Source organism: Nocardioides carbamazepini (assembly GCF_024614185.1).
GTDB classification, from domain to species: Bacteria; Actinomycetota; Actinomycetes; order Propionibacteriales; family Nocardioidaceae; genus Nocardioides; species Nocardioides carbamazepini.
Map to the genome: position 1 here is coordinate 143,678 of NZ_JAHTLF010000024.1, position 16,615 is coordinate 160,292.

Genomic DNA, 16,615 nt, shown 5'->3' on the forward strand with positions numbered 1-16,615 from the left:
GTCAGAAGCAGCCGGGAATGGCCAGTGGCGAGGACCAGCTCTTGGCGAAGCCTAGGCAAGGCCGGCCTCGTACGCGGCGATCACGAGGTGGACCCGATCGCGGGCACCCAACTTCGCGAGGATCCGGCTCACGTGAGTCTTGGCAGTGAGCGGGCTGAGGACCAGCTCGTCTGCGATCTCCTGGTTGCTTCGGCCCGCGGCGACCAGCCGAAGCACCTCGTGTTCGCGCGCCGTCAGGCTGGCCAGACGCTCAGTCGCAGGCACGTCTGGGCGACTCAGTGCACGGGTCATGACCGCTCTGGTCGCGCCGGGCGACAGCAGCGCCTCCCCTGACGCGATGGTGCGAATGGCATCCAGGAGCGCGTCCGGACGGGTGTCCTTGGGCAGGAACCCACACGCACCCGCGCGAAGCCCGCGCAGCACATTAGCGTCGGTTTCGAAGGTGGTCAGGATGAGCACCTTGCTGCTGCTCAACCCTTCCGCAGCAACGATCTGGCGAGTCGCCTCGATGCCGTCGGTGCTCGGCATCCTGATGTCCATCAAGACGACGTCGGGGCAAAGTTCCCGAGTCAATGTCACGGCCTCGTCACCGGTGCCGGCCTCCGCGATCACCTCCATGTCCTCAGCGGAGTTGACCAGCAGCACGAACGCGCCACGTACCAGAGTCTGGTCGTCGGCGAGCAGGACCCGGATCACACCGGCACCCGCCAGATCTCCGGTACCGGCAGGCTGGCCGATACCTCGAATCCTCCGGACTCCCCCGGCCCGGCGGACAGCTCGCCGCCGACGGCCTGCGCTCGCCCGGTCATGCCGGCGATCCCGAACCCGGCCGGTGTCATTGTTGATTCCGGTCGCGCGGGCCCGTGATCGATGACCGCGATCCGCAGGCGGTGGCCGTCCTGGTCGAGGCGGACGGTGGCGCGCTTGGCTGTCGAGTGTCGGATGACATTGGTGAGCGATTCCTGGATGATCCGATAGGCCACGACGGAGACCGTCGCCGGCAACTCATGTGACAGTCCGTCAGACTCCACGTCGACCCGGACGTCAGCAGCCTCGGCCATCTCCACCAGTCTCTGCAGTTCGCCGAGGTGGTGCGCCGGCTCGGTTGGCTCGGCCTCGCCACCGTGCAGCACGTCCAGGACGGCACGTAGCTCATGGAGTGTGGCCCGACTCGTGTCCGACAGGCTGTGCAGCGTGCCGGACAGCTCCTGCAGCGGCGCATCCTGCCGCATTGGCAGTTGGTCGATCAGGTGCGCAGCGACGGACGCCTGGACGTTTGCGACCGCGAGGCCGTGCGCCAAGACGTCGTGCAGCTCGGCAGCGATCAGTACCCGCTCTTCGGCGACCCGCCGTTCGACCTCGTCGGTCCGCTCCTGTTCGAGCCGAGCGGCGACGGCGGCCTTCCAGGCTTGATGGAAGCGGACCGCGAGTCCGGCAAAGAAGGCCATCAAGAGCCAGCCGACGCCGAGGAGAGCGTTACCGGGTGCACCCGACGCGGCGACGACTGGCAGTATCACCGCGGCCACCGCCACCAAGGCGGCGTAGGCCGGTCGCGGTCGCTCGCTGTAGCGCGCCGCCGTGAACGCCGCCACGAGCAAGGCCGGCATCGTGGCCTCATGGGGGTAGTCGAGGAGGTGGTACGGCGTCGACACGGCGAGGACCGCTAGGACGACGGGGATCGGCCAGCGCCGACGGGCCAGGAGCGGGGCCGACATCGCGCCCAGGAGCATGATTGCCCACATATCGACGCTGCGCTCGTCCTCACCAGCGACCGCCTCGAGCGTGAACGCGACGACGATGCCGAGCGCGAACGACCCGGCCGCCAGCAGCCGATCGGCCACTGGCGGACGGAGCGCCGTCATCGTTCACACACGGTCATCGACACTGTCCTCACTCGTGCGCCAGAGCTTGCTGGGCCACCAGATCCGCGAACCCAGCGACATCGTCAGTGCGGGAACCACGATGGACCGCACCAGCAAGGTGTCGATCAGTACGCCGACGGCCACCAGTATCCCAATCTGGATGAGCATGACGAGCGGCAGCGTGGCGAGCACCGCGAATGTCGCCGCCAGCACGATGCCGGCCGAGGTGATCACGCCGCCGGTCACCGCGAGGCCACGATTCGTACCCTCGACAGTGCCGTGCCGGACGGCTTCCTCACGTACCCGGGTCATCAAGAAGATGTTGTAGTCGACACCGAGCGCGACCAGGAAGAGGAACCCGATCAGGGGCACCGACGACTCCCACCCGCCGAATCCGAGCACCTGGTCGAACAACAGGTTGCACAGTCCGAGGGCTCCGAAGTACGACACCACGACGGTGGCCATCAACAGGAGTGGCGCCGTGATTGCCCGCAGCAGTAGCCCGAGGATGAGGAGCACCACCAGCAGGATCAGCGGCATCACCAGATTGCGGTCGCTCTTGTTGGTCTCGTCGGTGTCCAGCAGCTCGGCACTCGGCCCGCCGACTAGTGCGGCGTCACCGGCGACTTCGTGCAGGTGTGCCCGCAGCCGTTTGATCGTTGCTGTCTCACCCGCACTTTCTGGCGAGTCGACCGGGATTGCAATGATCTCCACCCAGTCGTCGCTGGCCCGGCGAATCTCGGCGTTGGCCACCCCGGGCGTACTTTCGACGGCGGCCAGGACCTCACGGCTCTGGTCCGGGCGAGCCATCACCCTGACCGGCTGACCGCCCTGACCGGGGAAGCGCTCGTCGATCGTCTTCGCTCCCGTCACCGAGTCCGGTGCCGAACGGGCGAACTGGTCCAACTGCGGAAGCGAGCCGCTCGCCCCCACCAGACCCAGCGACAGAGCGCCCAGGACCGCCAGCGGCACCGCCCAGCTGACGACGCGGCGGCGATCGACCAGCTCGCCGAGCCGAGCCCACCGAGAACCAGATGCTTGTGCCTCAACCCCGAGTCGCGGCACGAACGGCCAGAAGACGCGGCGCCCGAGCACCACCAGCAAGGCGGGAAGGAGCGTCAGCATGACGAACAGCGCGGACACAATGCCCGCCGCACCCACCGGCCCGAGACCGCTGCTGCTATTCAGATCCGCGACCAACAGGCACAACAGACCGGCGACCACCGTACCCGCCGAAGCCAGGATGGCCGGGCCGACCCCGCGCAGCGCCGCCAGCATCGCGTCGATCGGCCGCGCGTGGCGGTGCAGTTCCTCACGGTAGCGAGACACAAGCAGCAAGGCATAGTCGGTGCCCACACCGAAGACCAGCACGATCATCAGTGCCGAGCTCATGCTCGTGATGGTGAAGTCAAAGACCTGGGTGAGTGCGTAGACGACACCCATCGACATGATTGCCGCGACCCCGACAGAGGCGAGCGGGACCAGCCACAGCAGCGGACTGCGATACGTCAGGATCAGCAGGAGCGCCACCACGACGGCAGTAACGAGCATCAACTTCGCATCGACGGAGTCGAAGACCTCGTCCATGTCTGCCCCGATGGCCGACGGACCGGTGACATAGGCGTTCAGACCGTCCGGCCGGTCAGCGAGAAGGGCACGGGCATCCGCTACCGTCGTGGCCTCGGCCTCATCGAGGACCCACTCGCGGTCGAGCGGTAGCCCGAACATCAACGCCGTGCCATCGTCGGACTCGACGATCTCCGCAGGTGCGTCCGTGTCGTTGCCGAATCGCTCCGCCAGCTCGGTATAGCCGCGTGCGGCCGCCTCCCGATCACCCGGTTCGATGCCACCGGCTCGCTCGTACACGACCGCGAGTAGGCCATCCTCACCGCCGGGCAGCCCGGCCTCGGCCAGGAGCACCTTGGTCGATTGTGCGCTGGCCGGCAGGTAGTCCGCCTGATTGTCGCGAGTCACCGAATCGAGCTTGCCGACCAGCGAGAAGCTACCCACCACCAGCCCGATCCACACCGCCAGCATCAGCCACGGCAGCACGGACTTGGTCCGTGAGTCCTTCGGTCTTGTATCGGCACCGGAGTGGCCAGGCGCCCGTAGTTCAGAAGTCATAGCGATCACGCTGTCAGCCGGCGGAGGCTGACGCGTCCGGCCACAGCAGACAGTTCGCCGTACTCCGTGCGGAGTACGGGCGAAATGGCCGCGAAAGGAGGCGGGCGCTCTTGCCGGGTGCGTCCCGACGCCTCGAGCTGACCATGGATGCTCCGGTCTTGGCCTGATATGCGGATGCGAACGTCGTCCAGTCTCCTAGCCGGGAAGGCGCCGTTTCGGGGCGGCACGGAGGTGTGCCCGTTCGCCTTGCTTGCCGACGAGGCTGAGGAACTCCACGGGTCCGTCGCTGGTTGCACCGAACCAGTGGGGGGTGCGGGTGTCGAACTCGGCGGCCTCGCCCGGCTCGAGGATCAGGTCGTGCTCGCCGAGCACGAGGCGAAGGCGTCCACTGAGGACGAAGGCCCAGTCGTAGCCTTCGTGGGTTCGCAGGTCAGGCTCTTGGTCGTCTGTCCCGGCGGGGAGGACGAACTTGTAGGCCTGGATGCCGCCAGGGCGCCGGCTCAACGGCAGGATGGTGCGCCCGTCATTGGTGGGGAGCGGCCGCAGATTGACCCTGGGGTCGCCGGTGGGTGGGGCGTCGACAAGCTCGTCGAGGGTCACGCCATAGGAGCGCGCCAGCGGCAGCAGTTGCTCGAGCGTCGGGCGACGAAGACCTGCCTCGAGCCTGGACAGAGTGCTGATCGAGATGCCGGTCTCGTCCCCGAGCTCGTTCAAAGTGATGTCGCGCCGCTGGCGCAGTTCCTTGAGCCGGGGCCCCACGGCGTCCAGCGTGCGGTCGGTGTCATCCATGCGAAGAGTTTGCCATTCGGCAACAACGTTTGCAAATCGGAGGGTTGAGAGTCATTCTCGTTTGTGTCGCCGAAACCGGCGACACCACAGAGCGGGGAGGCACTTCGTGAATCACACCTTCGACAAGTCGTACTGGGACGACATCTGGTCCAGCGAGCGCGCGGGGTCGATGAGCACCAGCGACCCCAACCCTCACCTCATCCGCCAGGTCGAAGCTTTGAGACCAGGTTCGGCCATCGACGCGGGCTGCGGCGCAGGCGCCGAAGCGATCTGGCTGACCGGCGCGGGTTGGGCCGTTACTGCGGCCGACGTGGCAGCGGGCGCTCTCGCGTTCGGCGAGCAGCGAGCAGCCGACGCGGGACTCTCCGACCGCATTCAGTGGGTGCAGGCCGACCTGTCGTCCTGGGAGCCGAACCAGCAATACGACCTGGTCACCACCCACTACGCCCACCCCGCAATCGGGCAACTCGAGTTCTACCGCCGCATCGCGACCTGGGTCGCACCCAAGGGAACCCTCCTGATCGTGGGCCACCTCCACCGCCACGACGACGCCGAGGACCATGACCACGGGCAGCGCCAGGGCCAGGGTCACAGCCACGGTCACGGCCACGGCCACGGGAGCGACGAGGACTCGGAACACGAGGGCAGGCCCCCGACGGAAGCGTCCACAACGGCCGCTGCCATCACCGAGTTGCTCGACGGTGACATCTGGGAGATCGAGACCGCCGAGGAGCCCCAGCGGACCATGACCGGCCCCGGCGGTCGCGTCACCACCATCCATGACGTCGTCGTACGGGCCACCCGCCGCAACTAGGTCGCGTCTCCCAAGTCCCGACAGCCCGCCGCACGCTAGCCAGCGCCTGCCGACCCGGCACGGCGCTGGCGGACCACGCCTTCGAGAGGAACAGCCGTGAGTCACAACCCCACAGCCACCAGCCAGCCAGAACCGATCATCGACGACCCAGGCAAGAGACGCGCTGTCCTGATCGCGGTCTGCATCGCCCTCATGGCCGTCATCGCATCAGTGACCGGCCTCAACGTTGCCCAACCCGAGCTCGCGGTCGACTTCGACGCCTCGCAGAGCGAGGTGCTCTGGTTCATCAACCTCTACACCCTCAGCCTCGCGGCACTCCTGCTCCCCCTCGGTGCGCTCGGCGACCGATGGGGCCGCAAGCCCATGCTGCTGGCCGGCCTGACCGTCTTCGGGGTAGCGAACGCTGCCGCCGCGCTGGCCAACTCCTCCGAGATGATGCTGGCGTCCCGCTTCTTCTCCGGCGTCGGCGCCGCGATGATCATGCCCGTCACGTTGGCCGTCATCACCTCCACCTTCCCCGAGGAGGAGCGGGCCAAGGGCATCGGCGCCTGGACCGCCGTCGGTGGCGGTGGAGGGCTGCTCGGCATGTACCTCTCCGCCGTCCTCGTCGACGTCGCATCCTGGCGGTGGCTGTTCGCATTTCCCATCACCCTGGTCGTCATCGCCGTGGCCATGACGCTGCGCTCGGTGCCCAACACCCGCGAAGCAGGTGAGCACCGGTTCGACACCATCGGCTCTCTTGCCTCGGTCCTCGCCGTACTCGGCCTCGTCTACGCCCTCCACGAAGGCCCCGTCCACGGCTGGAACGAGCCTGCGACTCTCACCGCGCTCGCAGTCGGCATTGCAGCCGCCGTCGGATTCCTGGCCTGGGAGCTTCGAGCCGAAGCACCGCTCCTGGACATCCGGCTGTTCCGCGACCGACGACTGGCCACCGGATCGGTCTCCATTCTGACCGTGTTCGGAGTCCAGGCCGGCATCCTCGTCGTCCTGTTCCCCTTCCTGCAGGTCGTCCTCGGCTGGTCGGCCTTACACGCCACCGTAGGGATGCTGCCGATGGCCGTTCTGATGATGGCCTCCTCGGTACTCGCGCCCAAGGTCGCCGCACGGGCCGGGAACCGGCCAACCATGGCCCTCGGCGCCGGGCTCGTAGCCGCTGGACTGGTGCTCATGGCAACCCTGATCTCGATCGACGGCGGCTACCTGACCGTGCTGCCCGGCATGCTCACCCTCGGGTTCGGAATGGGGCTGGCCATGACCCCCTCCACCGAGGCCATCACCGGGTCCCTATCACGCGACAAGCAGGGACTGGCCTCGGCGCTCAACGACGTCACCCGAGAGTTCGGCACCGCCATCGGCGTCGCATTACTCGGCGCCGTCCTCACAGCCGGCTACCGAAACGCCATCGAACCCGACCTTGCCCAGCTCCCCAACGACGTCGCCGGACCGGCCCGCGAGGGCCTCGCCAACGCCGTTGCAGCGGCAGACAACCTGGGCACCCAATCGCAGACCCTCGTCGTGGTCGCACAACAGTCGTTCATCGACGGCTGGCAGAACGCCATGTGGGCCGGCGGCGCCGTCATGGCAGCCCTGTTCGTATATCTCGTCGTCCGCCCCGAAGGGCGCGAGGAAACTGATCCCACCAGTTCCGAACAGCGGCACAGCGCGCACACCTAACAGCCATGAGCACAGCAAGCGTGATAGGCCCTCGGCTCTGGTGCAGAAAAGAGCTCGGCCACGTCCTGCTCCACGCACCCCGATCCGAGGACCTGTCGGCCGAACACCTGTCCACCCAGGTCGCCGCCGACGCCGCGCTGCACCGCGGCACCGCCGAGGTCGAGGCCGAATCCGTCGCCCTCATGGTCGCGGCCGCCCACGGCCTCGACGCCAGCTCCTACACCGTCCCCTACGTTGCCTCATGGGCCAGGACCGTGCCCGGCAAGTCACCCGCCGAGGTCATCCAAGCCACCGCCGACCGAGTCCGGACCACCGCCATGGGGATCCTCGACCAGCTCGACACCCCGCAGGTCGGCGACGGCAACCCGCCTGGCCTCGACCGTGAGGCACTCTCCCATCGCACCGGCACCGCCACGATCGACACCATTGCTCCCCGAGAGACACCACGACGCGACGCGGCGCTCGAGCTATGAAGGTGCCGATCACCCTCCCCGTCGTCCACGTGCACGTCGGTGCCGACGACACGCTGTCAGTCACCGTCGGCACCCAGCACTACGCCGACAGGCTGACCCGCCACGACCTGCCCCGCGCCCTCGCCGAGATCACCAAGCGCCTGAACTCGCCCGTCCGCGTCGAGGTCACCGAAACCGACGGCACGACCTACGCCGACATCGCCACGTCCCAAGACTGGCCGACTAGTGACGACGTCCCGGTCGACGCCGGCACGCAGGCAGACGTTCCCGGCATCACCGGGACAGGCTTTCGGCCCGGAGAAGACGTCGCCGTCACCTACGTCATCACACGCCAAGCTGCTGATGCGACCGGTACGACGCAGTTGAGGTTGCCGGCGGTGGCCGCTGGCCTGCGCGACATCCAGATCCTCCTCGTCGGCATGAACTCCGGCATCACCGCGACAGCAGAAGACACATGAACCGCGGGCCCCGGTCCATCGACAACGACCTCGTCAACGTCGGCCTAGCAGTCGTCTCGGCGGCCTGCGCAACGACACTCCTCCTCCGTGTCGCCGGCACCGTCGCCGCGAGACTGACGCAGTCCGCCCAGCCCGTAGGGGAACCGGCATCCGGGCTGCGGGTGCTGGCCAACCCCGACGACCCGGCGCGTGCGCTCGCGGCACCCGGCCTCTCGGCCGTCGCGTACTGGCTCGTCCTGGCACTCCTCCTCACAATCCTCAGCCTGTCGGCCATCAGCTGCTGGCGCATCGCCACCCACATCCGCCACCACCATGAACGCGACCCACGCCGGATCCCCGGAACAGCCACACGGCGCGACATCGACACCGCCGCCTCACGACGTGCCCTCCTCGCCCGCGGACGCACCCTCCGCCCCTCCCTGACCAGTCCTCAAGCCAACGAGATCGGCTACCTCCTCGGCCACTCCCGCGGCCGCGAGATCTGGGCATCCGTCGAAGACTCGATCCTGGTCATCGGCCCCCCTCGCTCTGGCAAGGGCCTCCATCTCGTCATCAACACGATCCTCGACGCCCCTGGCCCTGTCGTCACCACATCAACGCGGCCGGACAACCTCACCGCGACCATCGACGCACGACGCCAGACCGGCCCAGTCGCCGTGTTCGACCCGCAATGCCTGGTCGGATCCCATCCGTCCGGGCTGCGATGGTCGCCGATCCGCGGCTGCGAGCGCCCCATCACGGCCATGATCCGCGCCGCCGGCCTCGCCGCCACCACCGGACTCTCCAGCGGCGGTGTCGAGTCAGGCGGATTCTGGGAAGGCCGAACCCGAGCCGCTCTCCAAGCGCTCCTCCATGCCGCCGCGCTCGAGAAGCTGTCGACTCGAACTCTCTTCGAATGGTCGCTCTCCCCCGCCGCAGCCGCCGACGCCGTCGGGATCCTGTCCAGTCACCCGCGGGCGGCGACCGGCTGGCGCGAGTCTCTCGACGCGATGATCAATGCCGACCCCCGCACCCGCGACTCCATCTGGATGGCCGTCTCCCAAGCGCTCGCAAGCCTGGCCGACCCCCGCGTGCTCGACGCGCTGAGCCCACGCCCAGGCGAGGAGTTCGATCCCACTACCTTCCTCGCCGACAACGGGACTCTCTACTTGCTGGCCACCGGTGCGGGAGCCGGCGCCTCCTGGCCACTCGTCGCTGCCCTCATCGAAGACCTCACCGAGACCGCCCGCCACCTCGCCGCGGCTTCTGCCGGAGCTCGACTCGATCCGCCGCTGCTCCTCGCCCTCGATGAGATCGGAAACCTCGCGCCCCTCCCCTCCCTCCCCGTCTTGATGGCCGAAGGCGGAGGCACCGGGATCACGACCATGCCCGTCCTGCAATCCCTCTCCCAAGCACGCAACAGATGGGGAGACCACGCCGCCAACACCATCTGGGACGCATCCATCGTCAAAGTCATCCTCGGCGGCGCCTCAGCCTCCAAAGACCTCCAAGAACTGTCCGTGCTCATCGGCGAACGCGACGAACAAACCGACACGATCGCCATCGGCGACCACGGGACACGATCACTCCAGCGCCCGACCCGCCGAGCCCCCATCATGCCGCCCGAACGCATCCGCACCTTTCCCTTCGGCAAAGCCCTGGTTCTCCTCCGGTCCTCGCCACCGCTCGTCGTCGACCTGAGAACGTGGCAGTCTCGGCGCGCCAGCCGGGGCTAGGCTCTCGATCCTCTTGAGCGACTCGCTGTCTAAGCCAGACCGCGCTCTACGGAAAGGGACGCAACGGGCGCGGCAAGGTGCACCGAACACTCACCGAACGTCGACGATGGTCGTTGGGTCCCACATCAGCTCACATCCCTGGGTCGCCGAAAGCTCCGGCCAGTGTTCTGGGACGGGTTGAGAGCTGACGTAGAGAACCTTGCGAGCGATGATGTGGCCTGCCGCTTGCAGGAGGAATGCGTACTCCAGCAGTTGCGAAAGTCCGCGTCGTAACTGGTCGACCTCATTGCGCTGAGTGGTGCTCTTGACCTCGACGAGCACCAGACCCATCTCGGTGCACCACGCGAGGTCGATGTCGGGATTCCGCTGTTCAGGCTGGAAGATGTCATGCCCGGCCATCTCCACTCGTTCACGAAGCCTGGCGAGCATCTCGTTGTGGCGAAGGGACCGGGAAATCACCGGCGCCAGCGCCGGCGTCTGCGGGGTTCCCCACGGCCGGAGTCGGCCACCGAGATCGTCTGTAGTCGCCGCCACGGCCACGTCGGCCGAGGGTCCGCCACGATCGAGGGGATTAAGCACGAGCGGTGACGAGGTATCCGCTATCGCTTGCAGCTCAGTTGCTTTAGCCGGCACGTTCACGCACTCCCCCAAGTACTGGTAGGACCCGGAGGCCGTACGTCGACTGAACACATGGACTGCACGGCCCTGATGGACATGGTCAGCTACGACCTCCCGTCGCGACTCGCAGTGCAACTCCAAAGTCCCGTCAGCCATCACCCGCGCCGCTCCCGATTGTCCGGCCACACGTTCATCCAAGAACAGCAGCACCCGCTGACCAGCTCGGCTGATCAGGCCACTGCGATCGCCGCGATACCTGTCATGGATATCCCGCCGCCGCATCACGGTGCCAGGTTCAATGGCCCAGCCATCGCCGAGCATGCGCTGGTGCTCGGCGGCAACTGCTCACATGTGCTCTACCTGATTCTCATCGATCTCGATGGCGCGTGGAATCCGTTGCACCGGTGACACCATCTGCTCGACGGCGTCACCGAGCTTGCGTCTCGGCACGGGCGCCTCAGGAAAGGTGAACGTCGTGTCGATTTGTGCACGGTAGCGTGTCCACGCTTGTGAACTTCCTTCCATCTCTCTCATCAGCAGCATGCTGATCGAACACAGTGAGACAGCGCCTCCACGACGACCGCGGCGCCAAAACAGCACGAGGTCCCCAACGCGCGGCCAGGGACAGTCCTCCTGGCCAGACAGGGTCGGCGTGGAGAACTCGAGGTGACCTGCCGATCCCCGTTGCCCCGCTTCGGCAGTCGTATCCACCACCCACAGAGTCCGGCTTCCACACGGCTGGTCAGCGGCATCGACAAGGGTCCAGTCTGTCGGCCTCTGCACGACAGTCGGTCGCTCAAGGAACCTTGCACTCTCGGGCCCGTCAAGGCCGCAAAGGCGCACGATGGCCTCCCGGGTTTGCCGGAGCCGGGCCTCACGGTCAGCCCACCTGAGCATGAAGTCGGGAACTTGGTTAGTCATCGTCGGATTCTGCACGGCGGCGCTCCACCTCTGGCTGCGGCCATCGCCGTCGGAGGCAGCGTTCAACTAGCCATCGCGAGCGCTCTCACCACCGGGACCAAGGCCGCAACCCTCGCCCCAACTCTTCGTATGCCCGCGCAAGGGGCAATCGCGTGCCGTAGCGAGCCATGAGGAAGACGATGCACCAGCGGACCGACCGGAAAGCGACGTCGATCGGATGCCGCGCGACCGCGACACCCTCGTGGAGCTAGGCCGGGCCATGTCGGCGGCCGGCGCGGATGCACACCGGCGCGAGCGATCTGATCCGGCAATTGGGCGGCGCACCATCCGCTCCCCCAACACCCGCCTCTGGTCTCCCTGGCCCCTGCTCACCGGCTCGGGGTATTGGTCGACCCCACACACCTGAGTGACAAACCCGGCGCGTCCGCCAGCGGGCCGCATCACCCAGGAGTCCGAAATGCCTATCCGCACACAGATGAGTCTTGTCGGTTTCATCGCCAACGATCCCGAACTCCACTTCACCGAGGCTGGCAACGAGTACGGCCGAGTCCGGGTCGGCATCGAGCATTGGCGCAAGGAAGCAGACGGCTCGTTCACCAAGCTCGATCCCACCTTTCACGACATGGTCACGTTCGACAGCACCGCACGGGAGACCTATGCGCGTTTCCGCAAGGGCGACTCGTTCATTGCCAGCGGTTACGTGCACGAGTACGAGGACAAGCGCACCGGCACCGTGAAGGAGGAGTTCGTCGCTCGGACGATGGGCCACAACGTCACCAGGACGGCGTACGAGGTCGATCGACGCCGCAAGGCACAGGTCGAGCCTGCACGAAATCCTCCGGCGGCAACTCCGGCCGTCGGCCTGTGAGCGAGCGACGATGGATGAGCTCGGGCAGACATCGCTTGACGACTACGGACCCTTCGACGGGATCAATGAGCGACCACCGGCACCGGTCGACTGGAACCTGCTCGACGCCGACAACGCTGAGATCGAGTGGCGCGACCTCGATGCCTGGGTGACCTGGCTGAAGACCACCTTCGGTCTACCGCCAGCGGTCGTGCCGCCGTACTGGCATCGTCACGACGAGCTGATCTGGGAGCTCTCGGCGCTCCACACCCACTTCCTCGCCTGCCACGATCGCGATGCCTCTCCCTCGGCACCCAACATGTGGATGCGCGACTTCGCCGACACCCGCCACCGGCTCCGCGACTGGGTGTCGATCTGCGGCACCCGACTCGATCGCGACCGGCCCACCAGGCAGACCACCTGGCCAGGCGAAACCGAGACACGCACCGCCGGCGAGGTCGAGATTCACGACCGCTCAGCGGACTTCGAGGAGTTCGTGCGAGCGGACGTCCTTCGTCGCCGACGGATCCAGCACCTCGTGACAACGGACTGGTCGACCTGACAAGCGGCCACCGCCGGCCCCGTGTGCGCCTCCAGGACCACCGGGGGTCGGTCTCTCCACAGGAGGGGGAGCGGTCGTCACCGCGTCCCGGACCGCTGACAACACTCCAGGCCACCGATGAAAAGGAGCACCGAGCATGTCGACCACATCCGTCCTCATCCAAGCCCGGTCCTGTCTGGCAGCGCTCGCCGACGGCGCGAAGCGCCTCGACGCGGCGTCGGCCTACGAACAGACACTCATCGAGCTCGACCGGCTCTACGCCGACGACCTGCCAGCGCTCGACACGACCAGTCTCCCTGCCGACCGAACAGTCCTCTACGTCTCCGCAGCGTCGTCCATCGAAGAGCTTGTCGAGCACGGTGCCGATGCGCTGCAGATCGAGCTGATTCTCGCCAGGCTGGAGGACGCCCGCCAACTAGATGACCTCGGCGCACGGGACGGGTCCTGATGTACGGCGAGACAGGCCCGCGCATGCGGACTGAGCTGGCCACGCTTCTCCGGCAACACCGGACCCGGCGCTTGAGCGGCATCGCCCTCGACGGACCATCCGAACGCGCCACGAACAGCGCACTCGCCCTCCGCCACCGCCAATCGGTCCTCACCTGGTGCGCCCAAGCAGCGCTCACAGCACGCCCGCTGGCGTTCTCCAACCGTCCGTTGAAGCCCGGCAACCCGTTCCTGCCTGTCGCCGGCGACGTACCCCCCGTCGTCGAACTCGCCCGCGCACTCGAGTTCACAGCATCCAACTCCCCTGTCGGACTGCCCACGATCGACGACCTCACCACCACGCAACCCAACGAGACCGTCGAGCACTGGCGCCGGGCCGCTCGCGCCGCCGCACTCGCCGAGCACGACACCGGACCAGACCTGCACGGTCGGCTCACCACACCGCAGGCCCACGCCCTTCTCGGCGACGTCGCCGTGGTCACTCAGGCCCTGATCGTCCTCGACCACAGATACGCCCTGATCCCCGGCTGGGAGCGACTGGCCGGGTCCCGTCGGCTCGCGTGGTGCGCCCTCGCCTGCGCTCTGGATGTCGGTCTCGGCGAGCCGGACTACTCGGTCGACCGGCTCGGCTGGACAGCACGGGGCAAAGTCATCGGAGGTCCTGTGAAGCCCGGGATCCTGGGCGTGCTCCAGGCCCAGCACAACCTCGTCGTCCGGTTGAGGATCTTCCCCAACGCACTCAACCTGCGCCGGGTCGTCGACTCGCAGCGAATCCTGTCAGCCGGTCTGGCCGACCTCGCCCGCACCGTCGCGCCGGACCTCGGTCGCAGCTGGGCCGAGCGCAGCGAGACCTACGCCGCCATCCAGCGACAGCTCCGCAACATCGGCGGGAACCTCGGCGGCAAGATCGGGACGGGCGGCCTCGCCGCAGCGGAGGGTGCCAACGCGGTCAGTCGCCTGCAACACGTGCCCGCAGACACGATCATCGAGCCACGCGTGCTTGCCGGATTCGAGACCCTGTTCACCCACGTCGACCGACGCGTCGGCGACATCATCGAGGAGGGCGTACGTCGCGGCGCCTACGTGCAACGCGTGACCGTCCCCGAAGTCACCTCAGGCGCAAGGCGGATGGTGCATCCACTCGAAGAGCGGTACGTCGTCGTCTCCGAGCCAGCAGAACTCGAGGTGATCACAACCGTTCGGAAGCGACTGCTCCCCAGAGCCGCGCAGCCGCAACGGCAGCGCCCCGACCCGAGCCGGGTCGACCTTCACCTCGCGCTCGCTCAAGATCCCGAGGTCCGCGGCCGGGGCTTGGGATTCTGACCACGGCCACAACGCATCCTCTCCTCGCCGCCGTACTCAGTCACCACCATCAGTCACCGCTATCGGTGAGGATGGGTGCGTAGTCGCGGCGTCGCCATCCCACTGCCCGCCTCCCTCGTCCCAGCCTTGCCAGGCGATCGTTCCCGGCCATCAGCGATCCACTTCTTGCAGATGCCATGTGCCCGGGATGCTTGTTGGCCCTGACAGCAAGTGGGACGCTTGGGATTCGTTCACGACGCTCCCTCAGGTCGCTGGGGTGCCAGGGATTCCAGGATCTGGGCCGTGACCGGGTCGACTGCTTCGTCGGGCTGGATGTAGTGCTCCTTGGTGATCTTCGATGACGTGTGCCCCAGTAGGTCCGCCGCAAGGTCCGGGCCGCTGGCGCGGTCGATGACTGTCGCGACCGTGCGTCGGAAGGCGTGCGGGGTGACGCCCTCGATCCCCACCTCAGCCAAGATGGCGCGTAGCCGCCGACGGATGTTGTTCGTCGTCAGGGGTGACCCCTTGCGCGTGAAGAAGAGCAGGTGGTCGGGTGCCTCCTGTCCCACCCGGACGAGACGCTGTCGCAGGACCTCAGCTACGAAGTTCGGCACCGACACCACGCGCGTCGACTTGTGTGTCTTCGTGTGCGGCTGTCGAGACGTCGGCTTGCCGCTGGGCGACACGATCGTGCCGCAGATCCTCACCGTCGCCGGGGTCACCGTGACATCGACATCGCACTTTCGGAGCGCCAGCACCTCACCGATCCGCGCCGAGGTGCCCAGCATCACCTCGATGATCTGCTCCAGCTGGCCGTCTGGCGGCGGCCCGGGAACGCCCGGCCCACGCCGCCAACCGCGCACAGCGGCACGGATCGCGTCGACCTGCTCCAACGTGAGCGCCATCGTCTGGGACGACGGCTTGTGCAACCGCGCGGTGTCACGCACCGGGTTCTTGACTATCGCGTCGTACCGCACCGCCAGCCCCAGCGCGAGACCCAGCACGGTGCGGGCCTGCCTGCCCATGCTGTAGCTCCGTGTGGTCGCCAGTGTCTTGATGAACTGGTCGACCTTGCGCACGGTGATCTCTCGGAGCAGATAGTGCTCGAAAGCCGGCATCACGAGTTGTCGCATATTGCGCTCGTACAACGCACGCGTGCTGGGAGCGAGCTGGTTCGTCAGGTCCAGGTCCTCGAGCCAGACCTCGACGAGCTTGGCGAAGGAGGTGTCGCCGGTGATCTCGCCAGTGGCGACATGGCTGGCTCGCTGCGCAAGCGAGGCCTTCAGAGCCCGGAGCGCGTCCTTGTTCGACGAGCCGGTCGCAGAGGGGCGGCGAACCTGGCCGTCATCGTCGCGGTAGCGCGTGCGGGCACGAACCCTGCCACCGGGCATCTTGACGTAGGTGACGTCCCCGAACGTTCCGATCGGAGTGCGCGGCCTTCCCACGTCAGATCACCGCCCCTCGGGAGCGCGCCCCGTGAGGTCCTCGCGCTGCTGCTCGAGCCACTCGTTGACGTCGGTGACGAAGTAGCGCAGTTGCCGACCAACATGAACCGCACGCGGGCCTCGACCGGCCAACCGCCAGTCGTACAAGGTTCGCGTGGGCACATTGAGGTACTCGGAGAGTTCCTCGATCGAGATCAGCGGCGCGAGGCCGCTCAAGGTGGGCGCCGTGCCGTCCATGCCGGTGAGGTGTGCCGGCCGGACCGCCCGAGTCCGCGCCAATCGGCCCGACTCCGTACCCGCGTCGGAGCTGAGCCCGCTGACGGGCATCTGGACAGGGTTTGTGGACCCTAAGTGGACATGTGATCAAGTCCCAAGAACCTTTCAGGCGCGGAACCCGTAGGTTCCGCGCCTGAACTTTGTAGCGGGGGCAGGATTTGAACCTGCGACCTCTGGGTTATGAGCCCAGCGAGCTACCGAGCTGCTCCACCCCGCGTCGGTGAACCCAACGTTAGGGCATGGACCCAAACCGCACCAAATCGGGGCCGACTCGCGACCAACTCGGGA

Annotated in this window: 17 protein-coding genes and 1 tRNA gene; 10 read left to right on the forward strand and 8 right to left on the reverse strand. The window is 67.2% G+C overall.

Translation table 11 applies throughout. The features are described 5' to 3' along the window. Nucleotides 1–51 precede the first annotated feature (51 nt). From KVF89_RS25675 to KVF89_RS25690, 4 genes are all read right to left on the reverse strand, one after another. Nucleotides 52–696 carry a response regulator gene (locus tag KVF89_RS25675; protein WP_257429934.1) on the reverse strand — a complete coding sequence of 215 codons (645 nt, stop codon included), beginning with the start codon at nucleotides 694–696 and terminating at the stop codon, nucleotides 52–54. Continuing rightward, nucleotides 693–1,841, reverse strand: coding sequence for a sensor histidine kinase (locus tag KVF89_RS25680; protein WP_257429936.1), 1,149 nt, complete (start codon nucleotides 1,839–1,841; stop codon nucleotides 693–695). Before KVF89_RS25680 ends, KVF89_RS25675 begins: the two co-directional genes overlap by 4 nt. A 24-nt stretch (nucleotides 1,842–1,865) precedes the next feature. Continuing rightward, nucleotides 1,866–3,914, reverse strand: coding sequence for an MMPL family transporter (locus KVF89_RS25685; protein WP_257429937.1), 2,049 nt, complete (start codon nucleotides 3,912–3,914; stop codon nucleotides 1,866–1,868). 267 nt (nucleotides 3,915–4,181) lie between these two features. After that, the gene (locus tag KVF89_RS25690) at nucleotides 4,182–4,775 is read right to left on the reverse strand and encodes a helix-turn-helix domain-containing protein (protein WP_257429939.1); all 594 of its coding nucleotides are present in this window, start codon (nucleotides 4,773–4,775) and stop codon (nucleotides 4,182–4,184) included. 106 nt (nucleotides 4,776–4,881) lie between these two features. On the opposite strand from KVF89_RS25690, the gene KVF89_RS25695 reads away from it, so the two are divergent. The 5 genes from KVF89_RS25695 (at nucleotide 4,882) to KVF89_RS25715 (ending at nucleotide 9,909) form a co-directional block, all read left to right on the forward strand. Next, the gene (locus tag KVF89_RS25695; RefSeq protein ID WP_257429941.1) at nucleotides 4,882–5,589 is read left to right on the forward strand and encodes an SAM-dependent methyltransferase; all 708 of its coding nucleotides are present in this window, start codon (nucleotides 4,882–4,884) and stop codon (nucleotides 5,587–5,589) included. Nucleotides 5,590–5,685: 96 nt separating this feature from the next. Continuing rightward, nucleotides 5,686–7,263, forward strand: a complete 1,578-nt coding sequence (locus tag KVF89_RS25700) for an MFS transporter (RefSeq protein ID WP_257429943.1) — start codon at nucleotides 5,686–5,688, stop codon at nucleotides 7,261–7,263. 5 nt (nucleotides 7,264–7,268) lie between these two features. Continuing rightward, on the forward strand, nucleotides 7,269–7,736 hold the full coding sequence (locus KVF89_RS25705) for a hypothetical protein (RefSeq protein WP_257429944.1): 468 nt from the start codon (nucleotides 7,269–7,271) through the stop codon (nucleotides 7,734–7,736). Next, the gene (locus tag KVF89_RS25710; protein ID WP_257429946.1) at nucleotides 7,733–8,194 is read left to right on the forward strand and encodes a hypothetical protein; all 462 of its coding nucleotides are present in this window, start codon (nucleotides 7,733–7,735) and stop codon (nucleotides 8,192–8,194) included. Before KVF89_RS25705 ends, KVF89_RS25710 begins: the two co-directional genes overlap by 4 nt. Beyond that, a complete protein-coding gene (locus KVF89_RS25715) occupies nucleotides 8,191–9,909 on the forward strand; it encodes a type IV secretory system conjugative DNA transfer family protein (RefSeq protein ID WP_257429948.1) in 1,719 nt (572 codons plus the stop codon). Before KVF89_RS25710 ends, KVF89_RS25715 begins: the two co-directional genes overlap by 4 nt. A 90-nt stretch (nucleotides 9,910–9,999) precedes the next feature. Here the strand turns inward: KVF89_RS25715 and KVF89_RS25720 are convergent, their stop codons facing one another. Further along, entirely contained in the window at nucleotides 10,000–10,548 is a 549-nt protein-coding gene (locus KVF89_RS25720) for a hypothetical protein (protein ID WP_257429950.1), read from the reverse strand. A gap of 51 nt (nucleotides 10,549–10,599) precedes the next feature. On the opposite strand from KVF89_RS25720, the gene KVF89_RS25725 reads away from it, so the two are divergent. The 5 genes from KVF89_RS25725 (at nucleotide 10,600) to KVF89_RS25745 (ending at nucleotide 14,627) form a co-directional block, all read left to right on the forward strand. Next, nucleotides 10,600–10,935, forward strand: coding sequence for a hypothetical protein (locus KVF89_RS25725; RefSeq protein ID WP_257429951.1), 336 nt, complete (start codon nucleotides 10,600–10,602; stop codon nucleotides 10,933–10,935). A 970-nt stretch (nucleotides 10,936–11,905) separates the two neighbouring features. After that, nucleotides 11,906–12,316 (forward strand): single-stranded DNA-binding protein, encoded by a 411-nt coding sequence (locus KVF89_RS25730; RefSeq protein ID WP_257429952.1) that lies wholly within the window; start codon nucleotides 11,906–11,908, stop codon nucleotides 12,314–12,316. Nucleotides 12,317–12,326: 10 nt separating this feature from the next. After that, nucleotides 12,327–12,857, forward strand: a complete 531-nt coding sequence (locus KVF89_RS25735) for a hypothetical protein (protein ID WP_257429953.1) — start codon at nucleotides 12,327–12,329, stop codon at nucleotides 12,855–12,857. 136 nt (nucleotides 12,858–12,993) lie between these two features. Beyond that, nucleotides 12,994–13,305 carry a hypothetical protein gene (locus tag KVF89_RS25740; protein WP_257429955.1) on the forward strand — a complete coding sequence of 104 codons (312 nt, stop codon included), beginning with the start codon at nucleotides 12,994–12,996 and terminating at the stop codon, nucleotides 13,303–13,305. 71 nt (nucleotides 13,306–13,376) lie between these two features. After that, complete coding sequence (locus KVF89_RS25745; protein ID WP_257429957.1) at nucleotides 13,377–14,627, forward strand: hypothetical protein; 1,251 nt, start codon at nucleotides 13,377–13,379, stop codon at nucleotides 14,625–14,627. Between the two features lie 230 nt (nucleotides 14,628–14,857). Here the strand turns inward: KVF89_RS25745 and KVF89_RS25750 are convergent, their stop codons facing one another. The 3 genes from KVF89_RS25750 to KVF89_RS25760 all read right to left on the reverse strand — a co-directional run bounded on the left by KVF89_RS25750 (nucleotide 14,858) and on the right by KVF89_RS25760 (nucleotide 16,544). After that, nucleotides 14,858–16,051: a tyrosine-type recombinase/integrase gene (locus KVF89_RS25750; RefSeq protein WP_257429958.1), complete on the reverse strand. Its 1,194-nt coding sequence runs from the start codon at nucleotides 16,049–16,051 to the stop codon at nucleotides 14,858–14,860. A gap of 6 nt (nucleotides 16,052–16,057) precedes the next feature. After that, on the reverse strand, nucleotides 16,058–16,378 hold the full coding sequence (locus KVF89_RS25755) for a helix-turn-helix domain-containing protein (RefSeq protein WP_257429959.1): 321 nt from the start codon (nucleotides 16,376–16,378) through the stop codon (nucleotides 16,058–16,060). Nucleotides 16,379–16,470: 92 nt separating this feature from the next. After that, nucleotides 16,471–16,544: transfer RNA gene (locus KVF89_RS25760), tRNA-Met, on the reverse strand. Between the last annotated feature and the right edge of the window lie 71 nt (nucleotides 16,545–16,615).

Coding starts and splice junctions, on each gene's coding strand:
- KVF89_RS25730 (WP_257429952.1), top strand. CDS start 11,906: ATGCCTATCCGCACACAGATGAGTCTTGTCGGTTTCATCGCCAACGAT.
- KVF89_RS25755 (WP_257429959.1), bottom strand. CDS start 16,378: ATGCCCGTCAGCGGGCTCAGCTCCGACGCGGGTACGGAGTCGGGCCGA.
- KVF89_RS25740 (WP_257429955.1), top strand. CDS start 12,994: ATGTCGACCACATCCGTCCTCATCCAAGCCCGGTCCTGTCTGGCAGCG.
- KVF89_RS25705 (WP_257429944.1), top strand. CDS start 7,269: ATGAGCACAGCAAGCGTGATAGGCCCTCGGCTCTGGTGCAGAAAAGAG.
- KVF89_RS25715 (WP_257429948.1), top strand. CDS start 8,191: ATGAACCGCGGGCCCCGGTCCATCGACAACGACCTCGTCAACGTCGGC.
- KVF89_RS25725 (WP_257429951.1), top strand. CDS start 10,600: ATGGACTGCACGGCCCTGATGGACATGGTCAGCTACGACCTCCCGTCG.
- KVF89_RS25710 (WP_257429946.1), top strand. CDS start 7,733: ATGAAGGTGCCGATCACCCTCCCCGTCGTCCACGTGCACGTCGGTGCC.
- KVF89_RS25690 (WP_257429939.1), bottom strand. CDS start 4,775: ATGGATGACACCGACCGCACGCTGGACGCCGTGGGGCCCCGGCTCAAG.
- KVF89_RS25735 (WP_257429953.1), top strand. CDS start 12,327: ATGGATGAGCTCGGGCAGACATCGCTTGACGACTACGGACCCTTCGAC.